The organism is Lacimonas salitolerans (assembly GCF_042677865.1).
Classification (GTDB): Bacteria; Pseudomonadota; Alphaproteobacteria; order Rhodobacterales; family Rhodobacteraceae; genus Lutimaribacter; species Lutimaribacter salitolerans.
On sequence record NZ_JBHUDD010000159.1, the window covers coordinates 49,547 to 69,637 of the forward strand.

The 20,091-nt window shown below is 65.3% G+C and carries 19 protein-coding genes; 12 read left to right on the forward strand and 7 right to left on the reverse strand.

Features of this window, described 5'->3' with window-relative positions; translation table 11 throughout:
* Positions 1-6 precede the first annotated feature (6 nt).
* The 12 genes from ACFTOW_RS19230 (at position 7) to ACFTOW_RS19285 (ending at position 11,698) form a co-directional block, all read left to right on the forward strand.
* Complete coding sequence (locus ACFTOW_RS19230; protein ID WP_379918801.1) at positions 7-519, forward strand: hypothetical protein; 513 nt, start codon at positions 7-9, stop codon at positions 517-519.
* 15 nt (positions 520-534) lie between these two features.
* The gene (locus tag ACFTOW_RS19235; RefSeq protein WP_379918803.1) at positions 535-918 is read left to right on the forward strand and encodes a response regulator transcription factor; all 384 of its coding nucleotides are present in this window, start codon (positions 535-537) and stop codon (positions 916-918) included.
* A complete protein-coding gene (locus ACFTOW_RS19240) occupies positions 911-2,962 on the forward strand; it encodes a 3'-5' exonuclease (RefSeq protein ID WP_379918805.1) in 2,052 nt (683 codons plus the stop codon). The genes ACFTOW_RS19235 and ACFTOW_RS19240 overlap by 8 nt, the downstream gene beginning before the upstream one ends.
* A gap of 141 nt (positions 2,963-3,103) precedes the next feature.
* Positions 3,104-4,054, forward strand: a complete 951-nt coding sequence (phnD, locus tag ACFTOW_RS19245; RefSeq protein WP_379918807.1) for a phosphate/phosphite/phosphonate ABC transporter substrate-binding protein — start codon at positions 3,104-3,106, stop codon at positions 4,052-4,054.
* Positions 4,055-4,123: 69 nt separating this feature from the next.
* Positions 4,124-4,945, forward strand: a complete 822-nt coding sequence (gene phnC / locus ACFTOW_RS19250) for a phosphonate ABC transporter ATP-binding protein (RefSeq protein ID WP_379918809.1) — start codon at positions 4,124-4,126, stop codon at positions 4,943-4,945.
* The gene (gene phnE, locus ACFTOW_RS19255; RefSeq protein WP_379918811.1) at positions 4,942-5,748 is read left to right on the forward strand and encodes a phosphonate ABC transporter, permease protein PhnE; all 807 of its coding nucleotides are present in this window, start codon (positions 4,942-4,944) and stop codon (positions 5,746-5,748) included. The genes phnC and phnE (ACFTOW_RS19255) overlap by 4 nt, the downstream gene beginning before the upstream one ends.
* Positions 5,745-6,557 carry a phosphonate ABC transporter, permease protein PhnE gene (phnE, locus tag ACFTOW_RS19260; RefSeq protein WP_379918813.1) on the forward strand — a complete coding sequence of 271 codons (813 nt, stop codon included), beginning with the start codon at positions 5,745-5,747 and terminating at the stop codon, positions 6,555-6,557. The genes phnE (ACFTOW_RS19255) and phnE (ACFTOW_RS19260) overlap by 4 nt, the downstream gene beginning before the upstream one ends.
* A gap of 155 nt (positions 6,558-6,712) precedes the next feature.
* Positions 6,713-7,951 (forward strand): branched-chain amino acid ABC transporter substrate-binding protein, encoded by a 1,239-nt coding sequence (locus tag ACFTOW_RS19265; RefSeq protein ID WP_379918815.1) that lies wholly within the window; start codon positions 6,713-6,715, stop codon positions 7,949-7,951.
* A 69-nt stretch (positions 7,952-8,020) separates the two neighbouring features.
* On the forward strand, positions 8,021-8,953 hold the full coding sequence (locus ACFTOW_RS19270) for a branched-chain amino acid ABC transporter permease (RefSeq protein WP_379918818.1): 933 nt from the start codon (positions 8,021-8,023) through the stop codon (positions 8,951-8,953).
* Entirely contained in the window at positions 8,950-10,224 is a 1,275-nt protein-coding gene (locus ACFTOW_RS19275) for a branched-chain amino acid ABC transporter permease (RefSeq protein WP_379918820.1), read from the forward strand. Before ACFTOW_RS19270 ends, ACFTOW_RS19275 begins: the two co-directional genes overlap by 4 nt.
* Entirely contained in the window at positions 10,221-10,994 is a 774-nt protein-coding gene (locus ACFTOW_RS19280) for an ABC transporter ATP-binding protein (protein ID WP_379918821.1), read from the forward strand. The genes ACFTOW_RS19275 and ACFTOW_RS19280 overlap by 4 nt, the downstream gene beginning before the upstream one ends.
* On the forward strand, positions 10,991-11,698 hold the full coding sequence (locus tag ACFTOW_RS19285; RefSeq protein ID WP_379918823.1) for an ABC transporter ATP-binding protein: 708 nt from the start codon (positions 10,991-10,993) through the stop codon (positions 11,696-11,698). Before ACFTOW_RS19280 ends, ACFTOW_RS19285 begins: the two co-directional genes overlap by 4 nt.
* A gap of 106 nt (positions 11,699-11,804) precedes the next feature.
* On the opposite strand, the gene ACFTOW_RS19290 is transcribed toward ACFTOW_RS19285, so the two are convergent.
* The 7 genes from ACFTOW_RS19290 to ACFTOW_RS19320 form a co-directional block, all read right to left on the reverse strand.
* Positions 11,805-13,100, reverse strand: coding sequence for a cation:proton antiporter (locus tag ACFTOW_RS19290; RefSeq protein WP_379918825.1), 1,296 nt, complete (start codon positions 13,098-13,100; stop codon positions 11,805-11,807).
* A gap of 102 nt (positions 13,101-13,202) precedes the next feature.
* Entirely contained in the window at positions 13,203-14,333 is a 1,131-nt protein-coding gene (locus ACFTOW_RS19295; RefSeq protein ID WP_379918827.1) for a metal ABC transporter permease, read from the reverse strand.
* Positions 14,330-15,484: a metal ABC transporter permease gene (locus tag ACFTOW_RS19300; protein WP_379918829.1), complete on the reverse strand. Its 1,155-nt coding sequence runs from the start codon at positions 15,482-15,484 to the stop codon at positions 14,330-14,332. Before ACFTOW_RS19300 ends, ACFTOW_RS19295 begins: the two co-directional genes overlap by 4 nt.
* Positions 15,481-16,254, reverse strand: a complete 774-nt coding sequence (locus ACFTOW_RS19305; protein WP_379918831.1) for a metal ABC transporter ATP-binding protein — start codon at positions 16,252-16,254, stop codon at positions 15,481-15,483. The genes ACFTOW_RS19300 and ACFTOW_RS19305 overlap by 4 nt, the downstream gene beginning before the upstream one ends.
* A 100-nt stretch (positions 16,255-16,354) precedes the next feature.
* Positions 16,355-17,314: a metal ABC transporter solute-binding protein, Zn/Mn family gene (locus ACFTOW_RS19310; RefSeq protein ID WP_379918833.1), complete on the reverse strand. Its 960-nt coding sequence runs from the start codon at positions 17,312-17,314 to the stop codon at positions 16,355-16,357.
* 311 nt (positions 17,315-17,625) lie between these two features.
* Positions 17,626-19,635, reverse strand: a complete 2,010-nt coding sequence (locus ACFTOW_RS19315; protein ID WP_379918835.1) for a TRAP transporter permease — start codon at positions 19,633-19,635, stop codon at positions 17,626-17,628.
* Entirely contained in the window at positions 19,635-20,075 is a 441-nt protein-coding gene (locus tag ACFTOW_RS19320) for a DUF1850 domain-containing protein (protein ID WP_379918837.1), read from the reverse strand. Before ACFTOW_RS19320 ends, ACFTOW_RS19315 begins: the two co-directional genes overlap by 1 nt.
* Positions 20,076-20,091 lie beyond the last annotated feature (16 nt).

Genomic DNA, 20,091 nt, shown 5'->3' on the forward strand with positions numbered 1-20,091 from the left:
GCCGCGATGTTTCTGGAACTGATTGCAACCTTCGTGGCCGCCCTTGGCGCGGCGGGGATCGTGCTGGCGCTGAACCGGCTGACCGGGGGCCGCCTGCCCCGCTGGGCGATGCCGGTCGCAGCGGGGCTGACGATGCTGGCCTATACCATCTGGTCGGAATACAGCTGGGACAGCCGCACCCGCGCCCAACTGCCCGAGGGCACGGCGGTGTTCCAGACCATGACCGACAGCGCGTTCTGGAAGCCGTGGACGCTGATCTGGCCGCAGACCAAGGCGCTGGCGGTGGTCGATCAGGACGGTGCGCGCACGCGCCCCGATACGCCCGATGTGATGCTGGTCGATCTGTACCTGTTCGCCCGCTGGCGCGGCACCGACCGCAGCCCGCAACTGGTGGATTGCACCCGTGCCGCCCGCGCCCCCGTCAGCGATGCCGCGCTGGCCGATCCTGCGGCGGCCGAGTGGCAGATGATCGGGGCCGATGATCCGCTGATCACCGCGCTTTGCCCGCGCCAAGGCTGACAGGAACGCCCCGCCATGATCGAGAAATCCATCTTGCTGGTCGAGGATGAGGACAACATCGCGCTGGCGCTGGCCTATCTGATCGGCAAGCAGGGCTACCGGCTGGCGCGCGTGTCCGACGGGGCCGAAGCCATCGACCGGATCGAGGCCGAGCGCCCCGATCTGGTGGTGCTGGACGTGATGCTGCCCGGGCGCTCGGGCTATGACATCTGCCAGACGATCCGCGCGCGGCCCACGATCTGTCACACCAAGATCCTGATGATGACCGCCCGGGGCGGCGAGGTCGAGCGGCGCAAGGGGCTGGCGCTGGGGGCGGATGCGTTTCTGTCCAAACCCTTTGCCAGCGCCGACCTGACCGCCCGGATCGCCGCGCTTCTGGGGGACGGGGCGGATGGCTGAACGCTGGGGCCTGCGCCTGCGGTTCGCGCTGTTTTTTGCCGGGCTGGCGGCGGGGGGCGTGGCGCTGATCGCGGCGGGGCTGTGGCTGGCGTATGCGCGCTATGGCGGGCCTGCCGAGGGCTATGTGATCGCCGGGCTGATCGCGGGCTTTGGCCTGGCGGGGCTGGCGGTCTGGGTGGGGTTGCTGTTCGACGAAAACGTGGCGCGGCCCGTGCTGGCGCTGGCCTCGGACCTGGAAACGCGGGCGCGGGCGCAGGTGGGCACCGGGATCGACACCGCGCCCGCGCGCTATCTGGGCGCGCTGGCCCCGGCAGCGCAGGCCGTTCACGACGCGCTGACACAGGCGCGCGAGGCGCAGGCCCAGGCGATCGCGGCCGAGACCCGCGCGCTGGCCCGTGACAAGGCGCTGCTGGCCGCGCTGCTGCGGGATCTGTCCGACGCGGTTCTGGTGCTCAGCCCCGACCGGCGGATCATCCTCTACAACCGCCGGGCGCAGGCCCTGCTGGGCGCGGTGGGTCTGGACCGCCCGGCCAAGGCGTTCCTGCGGACCGAGCCGTTGGACAATGCCATCGACCGCCTGCGCGCCCGCCCCGGTGCCGCCCGGCCCGAGCCGTTCCTGACCGCCACCGCCGATGGGGCGCGGTTTCTGCTGGGGCAGGTCAGCGCGGTGGACAGCGATGCCGCCTCGGTCGGTCACGTGGTGATCTTTCACGACGCCACCGATGATCTGACCACCCATGCAGAGCGCGACCACCTGTTCAACACCCTGCTGGAGCGCACCCGCCGTCCAGCCGCCGCCATCGGTGCCGTGCTTGAGGTGCTGGACGATCCCGATCTGCCGCCCGCGCAGCGCGCAGGTTTTGCCAGCGCCGCCCGCGACGAGCTGGACCGCCTGTTCACCACCCTGCGCGACAGCGCGCGCAGCCATGGCGCGATTGCCGCCCGGCACTGGCCCATGGCCGAGGTCGCGGTGCGCGACGTGCTGGACACCGTTGTCGCCCGCGCACCCGGCGATCTGCAGGTGACCGACAGCGCCGATTTCCTGCGCTGCGACGGGTTTGCCATCGGCGCGCTGCTGGGCCGCGTCCTGACCGGACTGCTGGCCGACGGCACCCGCCACGGCCCGGTTCTGGGAGCCGAGGTGCATGACCGCGAAATCTGGCTGATCCTGTCGTGGCAGGGGGCGGATGCGCCCGACGGGCAGATCTCGGGCTGGGTGGCGCAGGATATCTCGGACGCCTATGGCCATTACACCGGCCGCGACGTGCTTGAGGCGCATCGCACCGAAATCTGGTCGGAACCCATGGCGCAGGGTCACCGGATCGTTCTGCCGCTGGCGCAGGCGGGCGCGCCGGTGCTGGCCCCGCAGGATGCCCGGCCCGAGTTCTACGACTTTGACCTGACCAGCCCCGACCCCGACAGCGACCTGATGGATCGGCCGCTGAAATCGTTGACCTTCGTGGTGTTCGACACCGAAACCACTGGCCTGTCGCCGCGCGCGGGCGACGAGATCGTGCAGATCGCCGGGTTGCGCGTGGTGGGGGGCCGTGTGCTGACCGGCGAGGCGTTCGACACGCTGGTCAATCCGGGCCGCGCGATCCCGCCTGCCTCGACCCGGGTGCACGGGATCGACGATGCGATGGTCGCCGATGCCCCCGACATCCGCGAGGCCGGGCAAGATTTCCACGACTTTTGCAGCGATGCGGTGCTGGTGGCGCATAACGCGCCGTTCGACATCGCCTTTCTGCGCCTGAAGGAAACGCAGATCGGGCGTGACTTTCGCCAGCCGTTTCTGTGTACCGTGCTGCTATCGGCGACGCTGTTCGATCACAGCGGCAATCACACGCTGGACGCGCTGGCCGCGCGTTTCGGGATCGAGATTCCGACCCACCTGCGCCACACCGCCCTGGGCGATGCCACCGCCACGGCGCAGGTTTTCCTGCGCATGCTGGACGTGATGGAGGGTGCCGGCCTGATCACCCTGCGCGACGCGCTGGAGGCCAGCCGCAAGATGACCCGCATCCGTCGCGCGCAAGAGTACTGATCCGCCGGCCGCTGGCCTTGCCGCAGACCGCCGCGCTTGCCCAAACGTGATCTGCCTGTATCTTGATCCGGAAAAAACTGTCACGTGTCTGTCATGGTGCACCTGTAGGTCGCAGTCACAACCAACATCTGGGAGAGAATTATGAGAGCTTTTGCGACACTCACCGCCGTTGCCGCGCTGGCCTTTGCCGCGCCCGCCATTGCCGAATTCAAGCTGGGCGACCGCTATACCGATGCCGATGGCGATCTGATCGCGGACATTCCCACCGACGAATCGCAACTGGTCGATCCATCGACCCTGATCTTTGCCTATACCCCGGTTGAAGACCCGGCGGTCTATGCCGAAGTCTGGCAGGAATTTCTGGACCACATGGCCGAGGTGACCGGCAAGAGCGTGCAGTTCTTCCCGGTGCAGTCCAACGCCGCCCAGATTGAGGCGATGCGCGCCGGTCGTCTGCACGTGGCAGGCTTCAACACCGGGTCGAACCCGCTGGCCGTGGCCTGCGCCGGGTTCCGCCCCTTCGCCATGATGGCGGCCAAGGACGGCTCGTTCGGCTACGAGATGGAAATCATCACCTACCCGGATTCGGGCATCGAAGAGGTCGAGGACATCAAGGGCAAGCAGATGGCCTTTACCTCGGAAACCTCGAACTCGGGGTTCAAGGCGCCGTCGGCGATCCTGAAAGCCGAATACGGCATGGAAGCCGGCACGGATTTCGAGCCGGTGTTTTCGGGCAAGCACGACAACTCGATCCTCGGCGTGGCCAACAAGGACTACCCGGCAGCCGCCATCGCCAATTCGGTGAAAAGACGCATGATCGAACGTGACGTGGTTCAGGCCGATCAACTGGTCACGGTCTACACTTCGCAGACCTTTCCGACCACCGGCTATGGCATGGCCCACAACCTGACGCCCGAGCTGCAGGACAAGATCAAGGAAGCGTTCTTTTCCTTCGACTGGGAAGGCACCAAGATGGCCGAGGAATTCGGCCGCAGCGGTGACGAGCAGTTCATCCCGATCACGTTCCAGAACGAATGGTCGGTGATCCGCACCATCGACGAGGCCAACGGCGTCGAATACAACTGCAACTGATCTGTCGGACAGAAACACCGGACGGGCGGCATGAGACCGCCCGTTCGCTTTTGTGAAAAAGGCGGCCGCATGCTCAGACTCGAAGGGCTTTCCAAGACCTACAAGACCGGCGACACCGCACTGGCGGACGTGACGCTGGAGGTGCCCAAGGGGCAGATCATGGGGCTGATCGGGCCGTCGGGGGCCGGGAAATCGACGCTGATCCGCTGCATCAACCGGCTGGTGGAACCCACCGCCGGCAAGGTCATGCTGGGCGACGTGGATCTGGCAAAGCTGGGCAAGGGCGATCTGCGCCGCCAGCGCCGCCGCATCGGCATGATCTTTCAGGAATACGCGCTGGTCGAGCGTCTGACCGTGATGGAAAACGTGCTGTCAGGGCGGCTGGGCTATGTGCCGTTCTGGCGCAGCTTCATGCGCAAGTTCCCCGCCGACGACATCCAGCGTGCCTATCAACTGCTGGATCGCGTGGGGTTGATGGAACATGCCGACAAGCGCGCCGATGCGCTGTCGGGCGGTCAACGGCAGCGTGTCGGCATCGCGCGGGCACTGGCCCAGGACCCCGAATTGCTGCTGGTCGATGAACCCACGGCCAGCCTTGACCCCAAGACAAGCCGCCAGATCATGCGCCTGCTGGTGGAAATCTGCGCCGAAAGCGGCCTGCCCGCCATCGTCAACATCCATGACGTGCCGCTGGCCCAGCAGTTCATGCAGCGCATCGTCGGTTTGCGCGCCGGGCGCGTGGTGTTCGACGGCCCGCCCGAACACCTGACGCAGGACGCGCTGACCACGATCTATGGCGAGGAAGACTGGAACGCCATGCGCAAGGGTGACGAAGAACAGGCCACCGCCGAGGCCGATGCGCGCGACCGCATGGCGGCGCTGGCACAATGACCGCGCCCGCCTACCCCACAACGTGGCGTCGCCCGCCGCAAATCGTCAAGGACCGTCGCTGGCGGCTGGCCTTGCAGGTGGGCATGGTGGTCTACCTGATCCTGGCCATGGGCACCGTCGATGTGAACTGGACCCGTGTCTACGAGGGGCTGGAACGCGGACAGCGCTTCATCCTTGGGTTTCTGCAACCCGATTTCACCAGCCGCTGGACAGATATCCGCCAGGGGCTGATCGAAAGCCTGACCATGACGCTGACCTCGACCGTGGTCGGTGTCGCCATCTCGGTGCCCATCGGGATCGGGGCCGCGCGCAACCTTGCACCGCGCTGGATCTATTACATCTGCCGCAGCATCATCGCGGTCAGCCGTGCCTTGCAGGAAATCATCATCGCGATCTTCCTTGTGGCGATGTTCGGTTTCGGCCCCTTTGCGGGGTTTCTGACGCTGTCCTTTGCCACCATCGGGTTCATTGCCAAGCTGCTGGCCGATGACATCGAAGAGATCAACGAAGGTCAGGCCGAGGCAATCCGTGCCACCGGCGCCTCGTGGTGGCAGGTGGTGAATTATGCGGTGCAGCCGCAGGTCATGCCACGGCTGATCGGCCTGTCGCTGTACCGCCTTGACATCAACTTCCGCGAAAGCGCGGTGATCGGTATCGTCGGTGCGGGCGGCATCGGAGCCACGCTGAACACCGCCATCGACCGGTATGAATACGACAGCGCGGGCGCGATCCTGCTGATCATCATCCTGATCGTGATGGTCGCCGAATACGGTTCCAGCTATCTGCGAAAGTTCCTGCAATGAGCGATATGCCCCATCACACCCAGATCTGGACCTATCGCACCCCGCGCGCGCGGCTGTTGCTGTGGGGCGGATGGCTGGCGCTGGTGGCGCTGTTCGTCTGGTGCTGGCAGATCATGACCAAGGACACGATCTGGTTCTTCGTGCAAAGCGCGCCGACACAGGCCGCCGACATCGGCGGGCGGATGGTGCCCCCGGCCTGGGGATACCTGCCCGAACTCATGGTGCCGCTGTGGGACACGATCAACATCGCCACGCTGGGCACCATCGGCGGTGTGATCATGGCGGTGCCCGTGGCCTTCATGGCGGCACGCAACACCACGCCCTCGGCCACGATCCTGCGGCCCATCGCATTGTTCATCATCGTGGCATCCCGCTCGATCAACTCGCTGATCTGGGCGCTTTTGCTGGTGGCGATCATCGGCCCCGGTCTGCTGGCCGGGATCGTGGCCATCGCCCTGCGCTCCATCGGTTTTGTCGGCAAGCTGCTGTACGAGGCGATCGAGGAAACCGACGCCCGCCAGATCGAGGCGGTCGCCGCCACCGGGGCCAGCGGCGCGCAGGTGCTGAGCTATGGCATCGTGCCGCAGATCATGCCCGCATTCTGGGGAATTTCGGTCTTTCGCTGGGACATCAACATCCGCGAAAGCACCATTCTGGGCCTTGTCGGTGCGGGTGGTATCGGGCTGAAACTGCAGGCGTCGCTGAACGTTCTGGCCTGGAGCCAGGTGACCGTGATCCTGCTGCTGATTCTGGCCACCGTGGTGTTGAGCGAGTGGGTATCGGCCCGGATGCGCCACGCGATTATCTAGGCCAGCTGGCGGCTGGCCCAACCCCTCTGAAAACAGGCGCATTTCGCCATGCAGAAACTAATTTCACGCATTTCTTGACAAGCGGGCCGGATCACCTTTTCATCCCAGTCAAGAAAGGTGCCGGAGGAGGGTGCCTTTCGCAAAGGGAGGAAATAATGAAATTCATGACATCTGCCGCTTTGGCGGCTGCGATGGCTTTTGCGGCGATGGGTGCATCGGCGCAGGACGCAATCAAGATCGCCTACATCGACCCGCTGTCGGGGCCGATGGGACCGACCGGCGACCAGGGGCTGAAAGAATTCATGTTCGCCGCCGAACATGTCAACGCCAATGGCGGCATCAACGGTGCCATGGTCGAGGTCACAGGGTTCGACAACAAGGTGAACCCCAAGGAATCGCTGGTGCAATTTCAAAAGGCCCTCGACCAGGGGTATCGGTTCATCGCACAGGGCAACGGCTCGTCCGTGGCTTCGGCGCTGATCGATGCGGTGGAAAAGCACAACGAGCGCAACCCCGGCGAAGAGGTGCTGTTCCTCAACTACGCCGCGGTCGACCCCGTGTTCACCAATGATCGCTGCAGCTTCTGGCATTTCCGTTTTGACGCGGATGCCGACATGAAGATGGACGCCATCACCGACTGGCTGGCCGCCCAGGATGATATCAAAAAAGCCTATATCATCGGTCAGGACTACAGCTTTGGTCAGGCCGTCGGCGCGGCGGCAGAGCGGTTCATCACCGAAAAACGCCCCGATATCGAAATCGTCGGCAACGAGCTGCACCCCCTGGCCAAGGTCAAGGACTTCACCCCCTATGTGCAGAAGATCATCAGCTCGGACGCGGATGTGATCATCACCGGCAACTGGGGCTCGGACATGGTGCTGCTGGTCAAGGCCGCGATCGATGCGGGCTGGGACAAGCCGATCCTGACCTATTACGGCGGATCGGTCGGCGCGGCCACCGCCATGGGCGAGGCCGCAGTGGGCAAGGTCAAGGCCATCGTCGAAGGCCACACGAACCTGCCGATGTCGGATGAGCACGCAGCGTATATCGACGCGTTCGAGGAAAAGTATTCGTCGAACGACTACTATTACCAGCGCGTTCACAATGCGGTCTTCATGCTGGATGCCGCAGCCGAACAGGCGGGCAGCAACGATCCGGTCGATATCGCCTTTGCCCTGTCGGGGATGGAATTCGAAGGGCCGTATGGCACCGTGACCATGCGCGAAGACAACCATCAAGCGTTGCAGCCGATGTTCCTGGCCACCTTCACCAAGGACGTCGAGCGCGGTGTCGAGGACTTGCCGCTTGGCTGGACCTCGGGTCCGGACGAGCGGATCGAGGCCGAGGCGACTCGCGCCGAGACCACGTGCCAGATGGAACGCCCTGAGAGGTAACCAGGCGTCGCATCAATGAAATAGGATGCCGCGCCCAAGTGCGCGGCATCCGTTTCGCAAGAGGGTTCCATGGAAACGATTGTCTTCTCGCTCCTGAACGGGGTGATCTACGGCCTGTTGCTGTTCATGCTGTCCAGCGGCCTGACCCTGATCTTCAGCATGATGGGCGTGCTGAACTTTGCCCACGCCAGTTTCTACATGCTGGGGGCCTATTTCGCCTATACGATCTCGGGCAGCACCAGTTTCTGGCTGGCGTTGATCCTGGCGCCGATCCTTGTCGGGGTGCTGGGCATGGCGGTCGAACGCTATGGCCTGCGCACCGTGCACGTGCACGGCCATGTGGCGGAACTGCTGTTCACCTTCGGGCTGGCCTATATCATCGATGAGGTGGTCAAGATCCTGTATGGCAAGACCGCGGTCGATTACCGTGTTCCCGAGCTGCTGGATTTCCCCTTGTTCACGCTCTATGGCGCGCAATACCCGGCCTATCGCATTTTCATCCTCTTCATCGCGATCTTCATGCTGGCGGTGCTGTGGTACATCCTCAACCGCACCCGCGCGGGTCTGATCATCCAGGCGGCGCTGAGCCATCCGCACATGGTGGGCCATCTGGGCCATAACGTGCCGGTCATCTTCATGACCGTGTTCGGCGTCGGCTGTGCCCTGGCGGGTCTGGCCGGGGTGATCGGAGGCAACTATCTGGTCACCGATCCAGCGATGGCGGTGCAGATGGGGCCGATCGTTTTCGTCGTCGTCGTGGTCGGCGGACTGGGCAGCCTGATGGGGGCCTTTATCGCCGCCATGTTGCTGGGCCTGTTGCAGACCTTTGCCGTGGCCGTCGATGCGACATTCTCGGACATGTTCTGGTGGCTGGGCCTGACACCCACATCCGAGGTGGGCAGCATCACCGTCGCCTCGCTGGCACCGATGCTGCCGTTCCTGCTGCTTGTGCTGATCCTGATGGTGCGCCCCACCGGTCTGATGGGAGATCGTGAACTATGACCGACGCAATCACCACCCGGATGGAGGCGCTGACCCCGTCCAGCGCGGAAAAGTTCCGCCAGCGCGTTCTACCGCTGATCGTGCTGGCCGTTGTCGTGGCCGTGATCCCGTTCTTCGGCCCGTCGCGGACGATGTATTCGCTGCTCAGCGTGACCGGCATCAACATCGTTTTCGCGCTCAGCTACAACATGCTCTTGGGGCGCGGCGGAATGCTGTCGTTTGGCCATGCGGTGTATTTCGGCCTTGGCGGCTATGCCGCCGTGCACGCCATGCGCGCGATCGAGAACGCCGAGGTCGGGTTCTGGACCAGCTATCCGGTGTTCTTCCTGCCGGTAATCGGCTTTGCCGGCGGCGCGCTGGCCGGGGCCGTGATCGGCTGGCCGTCGTGCCGCCGTGCGGGCGTGCCCTTTGCCATGATCTCGCTTGGCGTGGCCGAGCTGATCGCCGCGGCGGGCTTCATGTTCGGATCGGTCTTTGGCGGTGAAGAAGGGATTTCGGGCGACCGGATGAACGGGCCTGAACTGTTCGGCCTGTCGATGGGGCCGGTCAGCGATGTCTACTGGTTCGTTGCCTTCTGGACGGTTGTGGGCACCGCGGGCATCTATGCCTTTACCCGCACGCCGCTTGGCAAGCTGTCCGAGGCCACGCGCGACAACCCCGAGCGGGTGCAGTTCGTGGGCTATGATCCGCAGCGCGTGCGCTATCTGGTGTTCATCTTTGCCGGAGGTTTCGCCGGGCTGGCCGGTGGCATGTCCGCCGTCAACTTCGAGATCTTCACCCCCGAGGCGGTGTCGCTGATCCCGTCGGGCTTTGTGCTGCTGATGGCCTATATCGGCGGGATCAAGCATTTCGCCGGGCCGGTGATCGGGGCCGTCGTACTGACCTACATGCAGTCGAACCTGTCGGATTACTCCGAAGCCTGGCTGCTGTATCTTGGCATCCTGTTCATGGGCATCATCATGTATGCGCCCAGCGGGCTGGCCGGTATCCTGTTCGGCACGTGGCACGGTCTGCGCGAAGACCCGGTGGGGCTGGTCACGCAGTGGTGGACGGCGGTCTTGGGCGCGGTTCTGACCTTCCTTGGCCTGATCGTGCTGATCGAAACCGCGGTGCGCTGGTCCAACGGTTATGGCGAGGTGTTCGAACCCTTCGGCGTGGAGCTGACCATGGCCAGCCCGCTGGCCTGGGTGCTGATCGTCGTTCTGATCGGGGCGGGCATCACCCTGTTGCGCCGCGCCTTTGTCCAATCCAGAGAGGAGGGCGGCGCATGACGGCCATGGCCCTGTCCCTGTCGCGGCTGAAAAAGAACTTCGGCCCGGCGGAAATCATCTGCGGTGTCGATCTGGATATCGCGCCGGGAGAACGACACGCCATCATCGGTCCGAACGGGGCCGGGAAATCGACGCTGTTCAACCTGATATCCGGCCTCTACACGCCCTCGTCGGGCAGCGTAAAGCTGAACGGGCAGGAGATTGCCGGGATGAAACCCTTTGCGATCAACCGCATGGGACTTAGCCGGTCGTTTCAGGTGTCGAACATCTTTGCCAACATGACGGTGCGCGAAAACGTGCGTTGCGGCGTTCTGCATTCGCTTGGTTACGGCTACAGCTTCTGGCGCAACATCGGCAACCTGCGCGATGTGCAGCGCAAGACCGGCGAGATACTGGAAAGCGTGGGCCTGCTGGACAAGGCCAACCTGCCCGCCTCGCTGTTGCCTTATGCAGATCAGCGCACGCTTGAGATCGCGATCACCATTGCCGGTGGCGCCGACGTGATCCTGCTTGACGAGCCGACGGCCGGCATGAGCCATTCCGAGACTGATCGCGCGGTGGCCCTGATCCGCATGGCGACCGAGGGCAAGACGCTGATCATCGTCGAGCATGACATGGGCGTGGTGTTCAACATGGCCGACCGGATCAGCGTGCTGGTCTATGGCGAGATCATCGCCACCGGCGCCCCATCCGAGATACGCGGCGACCCCAAGGTGCGTGAGGCCTATCTGGGCGAAGAGGCCGACGACGAGCAGGAGGGCGTGGCATGACCGAACCGATGCTGAAGGTGCGCGACCTGCACGCCTATTACGGCAAGTCGCATGTGTTGCAGGGCGTCAACCTCGAGATCATGCCGGGCGAGGTAATCGCCCTGCTGGGCCGCAACGGCGTGGGCCGGTCCACGACCGCCAAGGCGATCATGGGCGAGGTCCGGCCGCGTGGCGAGATCCATTTCAAGGGTCAGCCCATCGCAGGGCTGGAAAGCCACAGGATCGCCCGGATGGGACTGGGCTATGTTCCTGAAAGCAGGGACATCTTTCCGATGATGTCGGTGCGCAACAACCTGATCCTGGGGATCAAGGACATGCGTAGGCACGGCAAGTACACGGTCGATCAGATGCTGGACATGTTCCCCAACCTGCGGGCGCGGGCCGACAATCTGGCGGGGGTTCTGTCAGGCGGGGAAAAGCAGATGCTGACCATGTGCCGCACGCTGATGGGCGATCCCGACCTGATCATCATCGACGAACCAACGGAAGGTCTGGCCCCCAAGATCGTGCAGCAGATCGGCGACATGATCGCCGAAATCGCCAAGACCGGCGTGTCCATCCTGCTGGTCGAGCAGAAGCTGTCGATCGCCCTGCGGATCGCCAACCGGGTCTATGTCATGGGTCATGGCGAGATCGTCTGGGGCGGCACGCCGGCCGACTTCCGTGATCGCGAGGATGTGCGCAAGGAGTGGCTGGAGGTCTGATCCAGCCCGAAAACGGCCTGTGATTTGCATGCACATGGCATGCACATCCCGTGCATACGCGCGCACGGCCCCGCGTCGGGCCGGATGAGGATGACGGCGGTCGCGATCAGCTGCTTCTCGGTGCCTCTGCGCTGTCGTCGGGCTGGATGGACTCGCCGTCCTCCGCGTCGCGGTCCAGCACCGCGACGGTCGCACCCGCCGTCAGGCCGTGAATGACTGTCGAGGCAAAGATGGTGAAGGCCACCACAGCCCAAAGCTGGCCTTCGTCGATGAACTCGATATGCGTGGCGGCATAGGCCAGATAGTACACCGACCCGATCCCGCGGACGCCATAGACCGCCACGACGGCCCGGGATCTGAGGTTCAGTGGCGACCCCCACATCCCCAGCATTCCGGCGATGGGCCGGACCACGAGGATCAGGCCGAAACCGATCAGCGTGAGCGACCAGTCAAGATAGGGCCAGAGCGTTGGCATGACACTGCCCAGAAGGACCAGAAGGATCGCGGTGATGGCGTGCTCGATCGAGGTGGCAAAGGAATGCAGTTGCCGGTGGAACCGGTGTTCGACCTCGTTCCTGCGACACAGCAGCCCCGCGACGAAAGCGGCGATGAAGCCGTAGCCTTCGGCCAATTCGACAAGCCCGTAGGCAAGGAACACCCCGGCCAGAACCAGCACGCCGGGCCCCGAGGCCGTGACCGTGTCCCAGGCGGGCATCGACAGGATGCGCCCCAGCAGCCAGCCGATGCCGATACCCATCACGGTGCCGACCCCGATGCGGTACAGCACGTCCCATGCCAGCCATTCCACAAGCCAACCGGACGGGTCCGCCCCCTGCGCGGCGATGTGCAACGCAAGATAGACGAACGGAAAGGCAAGGCCGTCGTTCAACCCGGCCTCGGTGGTCAGCGCAAAGCGGACGGGATGCTCTTTGCCCTCGAGCGGCGGGCCGACCTGAAGATCGTCGGCAAGAACCGGGTCGGTCGGGGCCAGCACCGCCCCCAGCAGGACCGCGCCGCCCAGGGTCAACCCGGCCAGTCCCCAGCCAAGCAGCGCGACCGCGGCGATGGTCAGGGGCATGGTGATGACCAGCAGCCTGACCGTCGGTGCCCAAAGCCGCCAGCCCCCCAGATTGTCGATCCGCAGCCCGGTGCCGAACAGCACGATGATGACGACAAGCTCGGCCGAAATCTCCCAAATGCCCGGGTTCTGGGTCGGGTCTATGCCCGAAACCAGACCCGGAAACAGCAGCGATCCGGCCATCCCGCAGGCCATGAGCAGCGCCGTCGCCGCCGGGGGGCGCCGGACGATGAGATGCGGCAGCCAGTAGGACACCAGAAGGCTTGCACCCAGGGCGACCAGCAGGATGTGGTAGGGATCAAAGGCGAAGCGTGCGGTTTCCATGCCCTTGTGTGCACCAGTTCCGCAGGCCTTAACAACCACACATGGCAGCGATCACGCGATTGCGCGGGAGGTAAGGGAAATCGGCAGATCGCGTGCCGGGCCTTAGCGATCGTGGCGGCCAAAGATGGCCTCGACCACGGCGGTTCCCTTGGGGCGAAGGATCAGCAGACCCTCGTGACGCTCGATCAGGTCGCGGTCATGGGCGCGCAGCACGGCTGCCCGGGCGCGCGGCTCGGACCAGCGCAGATGGCTGACGAGCGCGCGCAGCGTGTTTTCCTCGGGCATGGCGGGGGTGCCCTGATGGGTGAACAGATGCGCCACCAGCGCGCGGCAGTCATGATCCAGCCGTTCGGTGCGCCAGCGCAGGGCCTGCGCGATCAGACCCCGGTGCGGCGCGAACAGCAGCGCCAGCGCAAACCAGACGCCTGTCATGCTGGCCATCATGCCGCCGATCGAGACGTTCCAGCGCACGGCCAGAAAATAACCCGTCACGCAGGCCGCGACCGACAGCGCGACCGCCAGCACCACCATCAGCCACAACCGGCGCGTCAGCAGGTAGGCGGTGGCGGGTGGCACGATGACGAAGGCGATGAACAGGATCGCCCCCACCGCATCAAACGCGGCAACCGCGGTGACGCTGGTCAGGGTCAGGATCGCATAGTGCAGCACGCCGGGCAGGAAACCCAGCGCCGCCGCAAGACCCGGATCGAAGGTGGCAAGCTTGAGCTCTTTCCACAGCGCCAGCACGAAGACCAAGTTGACCGCCAGCACGACCGCCAGCGTCACCACCGCGACCGGCACCGCCGTGCCCAGGATGGTGACGGTGTTCAACCAGACAAAGCCGATCTCGCCCAGCAGCACGGTGTCGACGTCGATATGCACGTCGCGCGCGTTCATCGAGATCAGGATGACACCGGCGGCGAACAGCGCGGGAAACACCAGACCGATGGCGGCGTCCATCTTGACCAGCCGCGACCGGGCCAGAAGTTCGGACAGCACCACGGTCAGCACGCCGGTCATGGCTGCGCCCAGCACCTGCACCGGGCCGGAGACATGGCCGGTCAGCAGCCAGACCACGATGATGCCGAAGACGATGGAGTGGCTGATGGCGTCGGTCAGCATGGCATTGCCGCGCAGGACGAGGAAAGAGCCCAGCAGCGCGGCGGAGATGCCAACCAGAATACCGCTCAGCACGATCATCGCCGGTATCGAGCCGAAGAAGGCGGCGCTCATGGCTCGCGCTCCTGCTCCGGGCCGTCCGGCTGACCGGCCAGCGACTCGGCCTCGGCATGACCGGCCTGCGTCAGTTCCCAATGCGGGGTGGTTTCGGGGGGGTGGGTGACCGACCGGATCAGGCCGCGCCGTTCCAGCGAGGCGATGCGCGTGCCCGGCGGGGCGGCCCCGAGCGCGGTTTGCAGCATGCCGCGCTCGGCCGGGTAGCCGGCGTCGTCATGCGCCTGCGCAAAGCCCCGAAGGGTCGCAAGCACACGCCCGTCGCTGATCCGCGCACGGGCCTGCCGGGCGGCAAGGGCCTGCCACACCAGCCCGCGACCGGGGGCGATCAACAGTGACACCAGCACCGCGCCGGTCGCGATCAGCACGACCACCGGGCCGGTCGCAAGGCCGCGTGTGGTTGCGCTGACCAGCGCGCCCCCTGCCCCCGAGGCCGCGCCGATGGTTGCGGACAAAAGCACCATCGGCCCCAGCGCGTTGGTCCATTGCCGCGCCGCCGCCGCCGGCGCAATCAGCAGCGCGACCATCAGCACCACACCGACCAGTTGCAGCCCGGCGACGATTGCCAGCGCGACCATCACGGTCAGCCCCGCCTCGAGCAGGGTCACCGGAAAGCCCTGTGCGCGGGCGAAATCGGCGTCAAAGCTGACCAGCTTGAACTCTTTCCAGAAGGCCAGCACCAGCGCCAGCGCGCCCAGCCCGATGCCGCCCATGATCCACAGATCGCTGCGCAGGATCGCCGCTGCCTGCCCGAACAGAAATGTCATCAACCCAAGGTTCCCGGCCCCGCCCTGCGTCTGGATGACCGTCAGCAGGACGATGCCCACGGCAAAGAACACGCTGAGCACGATCCCCAGCGCCGCGTCTGTCTTGAGCGTGGTGCGCCGGACGATCAGCATCATCACCAGCGCGGCCAGCGCCCCGGTGGCAAAGGCCCCCAGCATCACGCTGCCCAGATCACGCCCGCCCGCGATCAGGAACCCAAGACACACACCCGGCAGCGCCGCATGGCTGAGCGCGTCGCCCAGCAGGCTTTGGCGGCGCAGCACGGCAAAGGCCCCCAGCATGCCGGAGATCGCGCCCAGCATCGCCGCCCCCGTCAGGACCGTCACGACGATCCCGCTGGAGAGCAGGTCGGCCAGCGCGCTCATGGTGCGGCTTCCTCGGCCGGGACCGCGATCATGGCAAGGTGCCTGCCATAGGCGGCGCGCAGGTTTTCGGCCGTGTAGGTGTCGCGTACGGGCCCCTGGGCGATGATGCGCACGTTCAGCATGACCAGCCAGTCGAAGTAGCTTTGCACCGTGGTCAGGTCGTGGTGCACCACGATCACGGTTTTGCCCTGATCGCGCAGCTTCTTGAGCAGGGCGATGATCACCGCCTCGGTGCTGGCATCGACCCCGGCCATGGGTTCGTCGAGGATCAGGATGGGCGCGTCCTGCACCAGCGCGCGCGCGATGAACACGCGCTGCTGCTGGCCGCCCGACAACTGGCTGATCTGGCGGTCGGCATAGTCCTGCATGCCCACCTCGGCCAGCGCCGCCACGGCCTTTGCGTGCTCGGCCTTGCCGGGGCGGCGCAGCCAGCCGACGCGCCGGTACAGTCCCATTTCCACCACATCGCGGGCCGTGGTAGGGAAATCCCAGTCCACGCTGTGGCGCTGGGGCACATAGCCGATCTCCCCGCGCATCCGCGCGACCGGCTTGCCCAGAAACCGGACATGCCCGGCGACGGGCCGCACCAGCCCCAGCGCGGCCTTGATCAGCGTCGATTTCCCTGCCCCGTTCGGCCCCACGATGGCGCACATCACGCCGGGCGGGATGTCCATGTCGATATCCCACAGCGCGGGCGTGGCCCCGTAGGTGACGGTCAGGTCTTCGACATGCAGCGCCTGTTCGGGCTCGTGCAGGGTGTCGTCACGCATGGGTCATGTCTCCATCAAGGGCCGTGCGCCCGGACGGTACGGGCACCGCGGGCTGTCCGAAAGGCGTGTCAGGCCAGACAGGTCATTTCCTGTCCCACGCTCAGTCAGCCAGAGCCTCGGGCCAGTCGGGCAGAGTGCCGCCAAGCGCCCGGGTGATCGTGACCGTGTTGGCGCGCATCATACCGATATAGGTGCCCTCGGGTGTGCCGTCATCTCCCATCGCGTCCGAGAACAGCTCGCCGCCGACCACGACCTCGTGGCCCTGATTGCGGACCTCGGCCACCAGCGCCTCGATGGTGCGCGGGTTGACCGTGCTTTCGACAAAGACCGCGGGCACCCTGCTGTCAACCACGAAGGCCGCGACCTTGCGGATATCGCCGATGCTGGCCTCGGATTCGGTGCTGATGCCCTCGATCGCTTCGGATGCTTCGATGCCATAGGCGGCAGAGTAGTATTCGAACGCGTCATGGGCGGTGACCAGCAGGCGCTGCCCTTCGGGGATGGACGCGATGGCCTGACCGATCCAGCCATGCAGCGCATTCAGCCGGGCCGTGTAGTTTTCGACATTCGCGGCCATGTCCCCGGCGCAATCGGGGCGCTGTTCGGCGATGGCATCCGCGATCACCGGGGCGATGCGCGCCCAGCGGCTGACATCCATCCACAGGTGCGGGTCGATCTGCCCGGCCTCTTGCTGATCGTCGATCAGGGCGTCCGTATCGAATGTGGCCCGCGCCAGCCCGATCGTAGGCGTGCGGTCGGAAAAGCCGGCAAGCACCTCGGCCAGACGCGCCTCGAGAGCGGGGTCGACGTAGAAGATCAGATCGGCGCTGGCGAGCTTGGTCACGTCAGACGCGGTCGGGCGATACAGGTGCGGGTCGCTGCCCGCCCCCAGCAGCGATGTCACCTCGGCGCAGTCGCCCGCCACGTTGGCGGCAACGTCCGAGATCATCGCAACCGTTGTCAGCACGTTCAGCGGCCTGTCCTGTGCAAGGGTCGGCGTGGCCAGGGTGATGGCCGCGGCGGCCGCCAGAAGCGGTGCGGTCAGTCGGGCAGTCGTCATCGGGTTGCTCCATGATTCGGTATGCATCTGGTGATAGACCTATGCGAATGATAATCGTTTGCAACAATAAACTGCATTGCAATGGGTGTGGCTCTTCGAACCAGGGACGTGGTGCTGCGGGGCCTGGTCGCCAAGTGGCTCGCCTATTGGCCGCGTGCCACCTGTCGACGACCCGATGACGACAGGCACGGGCCTGGCCTTTGCCAGGTGTCGCCCATGTCGTCGTGTCTGCGAAACACGGGCACCGGAGGTGCCCGTGGCATCAGTTCGCAAACGCAGTCCCGGTCACTGCGTTCCGCGGCATCCGGCCATCAGGGGTGCTGGCGCTGGCTCGCTTGACCCGACTGCCGGGGGGCCTCTGCGTCGCGACGGGCCTGCAGCCAGTTGAACCCAAGCAGAGCCACGATCAGCACCGCGCCGACGATTTCCACCCCGATGTCCGGCCAGAACAGAGCGACGACGCCCGGCAGCAGCAGCACCCGCATCCAGATCTGCATCGGCCGCCACAGGAATCCTTCGAGCACGGCGGCAAAGGCGACAAGGCCAAGTATGGCGATCGCCCCGCTCCACAGCACCAGCGGCAGCGGGCCGCCTAGGATGATCTCTTCGTTGAACACCATGAACAGCGGGATGAGATACAGGCCCTTGGCGTATTTCCACGCCTGAACGCTGGTTTCCATCGGTTTCGACCCGGCAATGGCGGCCCCGGCGAAACCCGCCAGCGCCACGGGGGGTGTCACGTTGCTGTCCTGCGAGTACCAGAACACCACCAGATGCGCGATCAGGATCGGCACGCCGAACTCCTCGGTCAGGGCGGGACCGACAAGGATGATCAGCACGATATAGGCCGCCGTGACTGGCAACCCCATGCCGAGGATCAGGCTGGCGATCACCACCAGAAGCAGGGCGAGGATAAGATTGCCACCCGAGAAGGCGATCATCATGGCCGAGAACTTGAGGCCAAGGCCGGTCAGGCCGACGATGCCCACGATGATGCCCGCCACGGCGCAGGCCATCGACACCGCCACCGCGTTGCGCGCGCCCAGCTCCAGCGCGTCCAGGGTCATTTCAATCCCGCGACGGCACAGCGCGACAAAGCCCGCAACCGTCGGCTTGGTGCCCGCGAATGTCCACAACGCCTTTGCGGCGGCTGCCGCCATGATGCACAGGATCGCGTAGAAGCCTACGCGCATCGGCGAATAACCCGCCACCAGAAGGGCGATCAGCGCCACCAGCGGCACAAGGAAGTGCCAGCCCTCGGCCAGGACCGTGCGCACGCGCGGCAGCTCGTCGCTGCCCAGCCCGGTCATGCCCTGTTTCACCGCGGCGATATGCACCAGCAGGTAGACCACACCGAAATACAGCACCGCCGGAAAGATCGAGACAAGCACGATGTCCACATAGGGCATGCGGGTGAACTCGCTCATCAGAAAGGCGCCCGCGCCCATCAGCGGCGGCATGATCTGCCCCCCGGTGGAGGCGGCGGCCTCGATCCCGCCGGCCTGCGCGGGCCGATAGCCCAGCCGCTTCATCAGCGGGATGGTAAAGGCACCGGTGGTCACCACGTTGGCGATGGCGGAGCCCGAGATCGACCCCATGCCGGCGGATGCGATCACCGCCGCCTTGGCCGGGCCACCGCGCTGCCGACCCGTGGCGGCATAGGCCAGGTCGATGAAGAACTTGCCCGCGCCGGTGGCCTCGAGAAAGGCACCGAACAGCACGAAGATGAACACAAAGGTCGCGGCGACGCCCAGCGGGATGCCATAGATGCCTTCGGCGCCCAGTGTCATCTGGCTGGCGACGCGCTCCAGCGAATAGCCGCGATGGTTCAGGATGCCGGGCATCCAGTCGGTCAGAAAGGGCAGTTCCCCGCGATTGCCGGCAAAGGCATAGGCCAGAAAGGCGATGCCGATGATCGTCATGCCAAGGCCCACGGCCCGGCGCGCGCCTTCGAGTACCACGAGGATCGTCATGATCCCCATCCACACGTCGATGTCGCGCGGAAAGATCTGGTTGGCGATGATGTCGATGTTCAGCGGCACCCAGGCCCCCGCCGCGATCCCGCACAGGATCAGCGACCCGTCGATGATCCAGCCCAGCACGCCGCGCGGGCGGTGACGACCAAAGACCGGATAGATCAGGAAACACAGCACCAGCACGAAACCGAGGTGAATGGGGCGCTGAAAGAACAGGCCAAGGGGCTGCACGCCCGCCGCATACAGCTGGAACAGCGACAGCGCGATTCCGATGACAGTGATGGCGCGCAACACGATCCGCGGCGAAGGCGGCTCGCTGAGGGGAATTTGGGTGTCCGTGACCATCAGTCCTCATTCCTTGTCAATGTGATCCGCACCCGTTCGCGGGGTGCCACCGCCGAGAGGGACACGACCCTGTCCCCGACCTGCAACCGATGATCGACCGGCCCGGCGCCGGGCCGCAGGACATAGGCATTGCCGGGCACCGGTTCGTCGATATCCAGGATGAAGTATCCGCCATTGCCGTCCGACACCTGCCGCCCGCGACCGGGAATGTGATCAAGCCCCGCCGCAAAATCGGGCAGGCGCGATTGCACCAGCACCATACGCCCGCCGCGGTTCTCGTAGCAGTCCGACACCTCGAATCCCTTTACGGAATGATGCCAGAGCACGCACCAACCCGTTGCTTCGGGGACGTCAAAGCGCGCAATCTCGGTTCCGTTCTCTCGCGTGGCGACCAGTGCACCGGCAGAGGTCGTGTCTGCGGGCGCATCGGCAGATGCCATAGTCGCAACAAAGAGG

Coding starts and splice junctions, on each gene's coding strand:
- ACFTOW_RS19320 (WP_379918837.1), bottom strand. CDS start 20,075: ATGGCATCTGCCGATGCGCCCGCAGACACGACCTCTGCCGGTGCACTG.
- phnC (WP_379918809.1), top strand. CDS start 4,124: ATGCTCAGACTCGAAGGGCTTTCCAAGACCTACAAGACCGGCGACACC.
- ACFTOW_RS19235 (WP_379918803.1), top strand. CDS start 535: ATGATCGAGAAATCCATCTTGCTGGTCGAGGATGAGGACAACATCGCG.
- ACFTOW_RS19315 (WP_379918835.1), bottom strand. CDS start 19,635: ATGGTCACGGACACCCAAATTCCCCTCAGCGAGCCGCCTTCGCCGCGG.
- ACFTOW_RS19240 (WP_379918805.1), top strand. CDS start 911: ATGGCTGAACGCTGGGGCCTGCGCCTGCGGTTCGCGCTGTTTTTTGCC.
- phnE (WP_379918811.1), top strand. CDS start 4,942: ATGACCGCGCCCGCCTACCCCACAACGTGGCGTCGCCCGCCGCAAATC.
- ACFTOW_RS19265 (WP_379918815.1), top strand. CDS start 6,713: ATGAAATTCATGACATCTGCCGCTTTGGCGGCTGCGATGGCTTTTGCG.
- phnE (WP_379918813.1), top strand. CDS start 5,745: ATGAGCGATATGCCCCATCACACCCAGATCTGGACCTATCGCACCCCG.
- ACFTOW_RS19295 (WP_379918827.1), bottom strand. CDS start 14,333: ATGAGCGCCGCCTTCTTCGGCTCGATACCGGCGATGATCGTGCTGAGC.
- ACFTOW_RS19230 (WP_379918801.1), top strand. CDS start 7: ATGTTTCTGGAACTGATTGCAACCTTCGTGGCCGCCCTTGGCGCGGCG.
- ACFTOW_RS19290 (WP_379918825.1), bottom strand. CDS start 13,100: ATGGAAACCGCACGCTTCGCCTTTGATCCCTACCACATCCTGCTGGTC.
- phnD (WP_379918807.1), top strand. CDS start 3,104: ATGAGAGCTTTTGCGACACTCACCGCCGTTGCCGCGCTGGCCTTTGCC.
- ACFTOW_RS19270 (WP_379918818.1), top strand. CDS start 8,021: ATGGAAACGATTGTCTTCTCGCTCCTGAACGGGGTGATCTACGGCCTG.
- ACFTOW_RS19285 (WP_379918823.1), top strand. CDS start 10,991: ATGACCGAACCGATGCTGAAGGTGCGCGACCTGCACGCCTATTACGGC.
- ACFTOW_RS19310 (WP_379918833.1), bottom strand. CDS start 17,314: ATGACGACTGCCCGACTGACCGCACCGCTTCTGGCGGCCGCCGCGGCC.
- ACFTOW_RS19300 (WP_379918829.1), bottom strand. CDS start 15,484: ATGAGCGCGCTGGCCGACCTGCTCTCCAGCGGGATCGTCGTGACGGTC.
- ACFTOW_RS19275 (WP_379918820.1), top strand. CDS start 8,950: ATGACCGACGCAATCACCACCCGGATGGAGGCGCTGACCCCGTCCAGC.
- ACFTOW_RS19280 (WP_379918821.1), top strand. CDS start 10,221: ATGACGGCCATGGCCCTGTCCCTGTCGCGGCTGAAAAAGAACTTCGGC.
- ACFTOW_RS19305 (WP_379918831.1), bottom strand. CDS start 16,254: ATGCGTGACGACACCCTGCACGAGCCCGAACAGGCGCTGCATGTCGAA.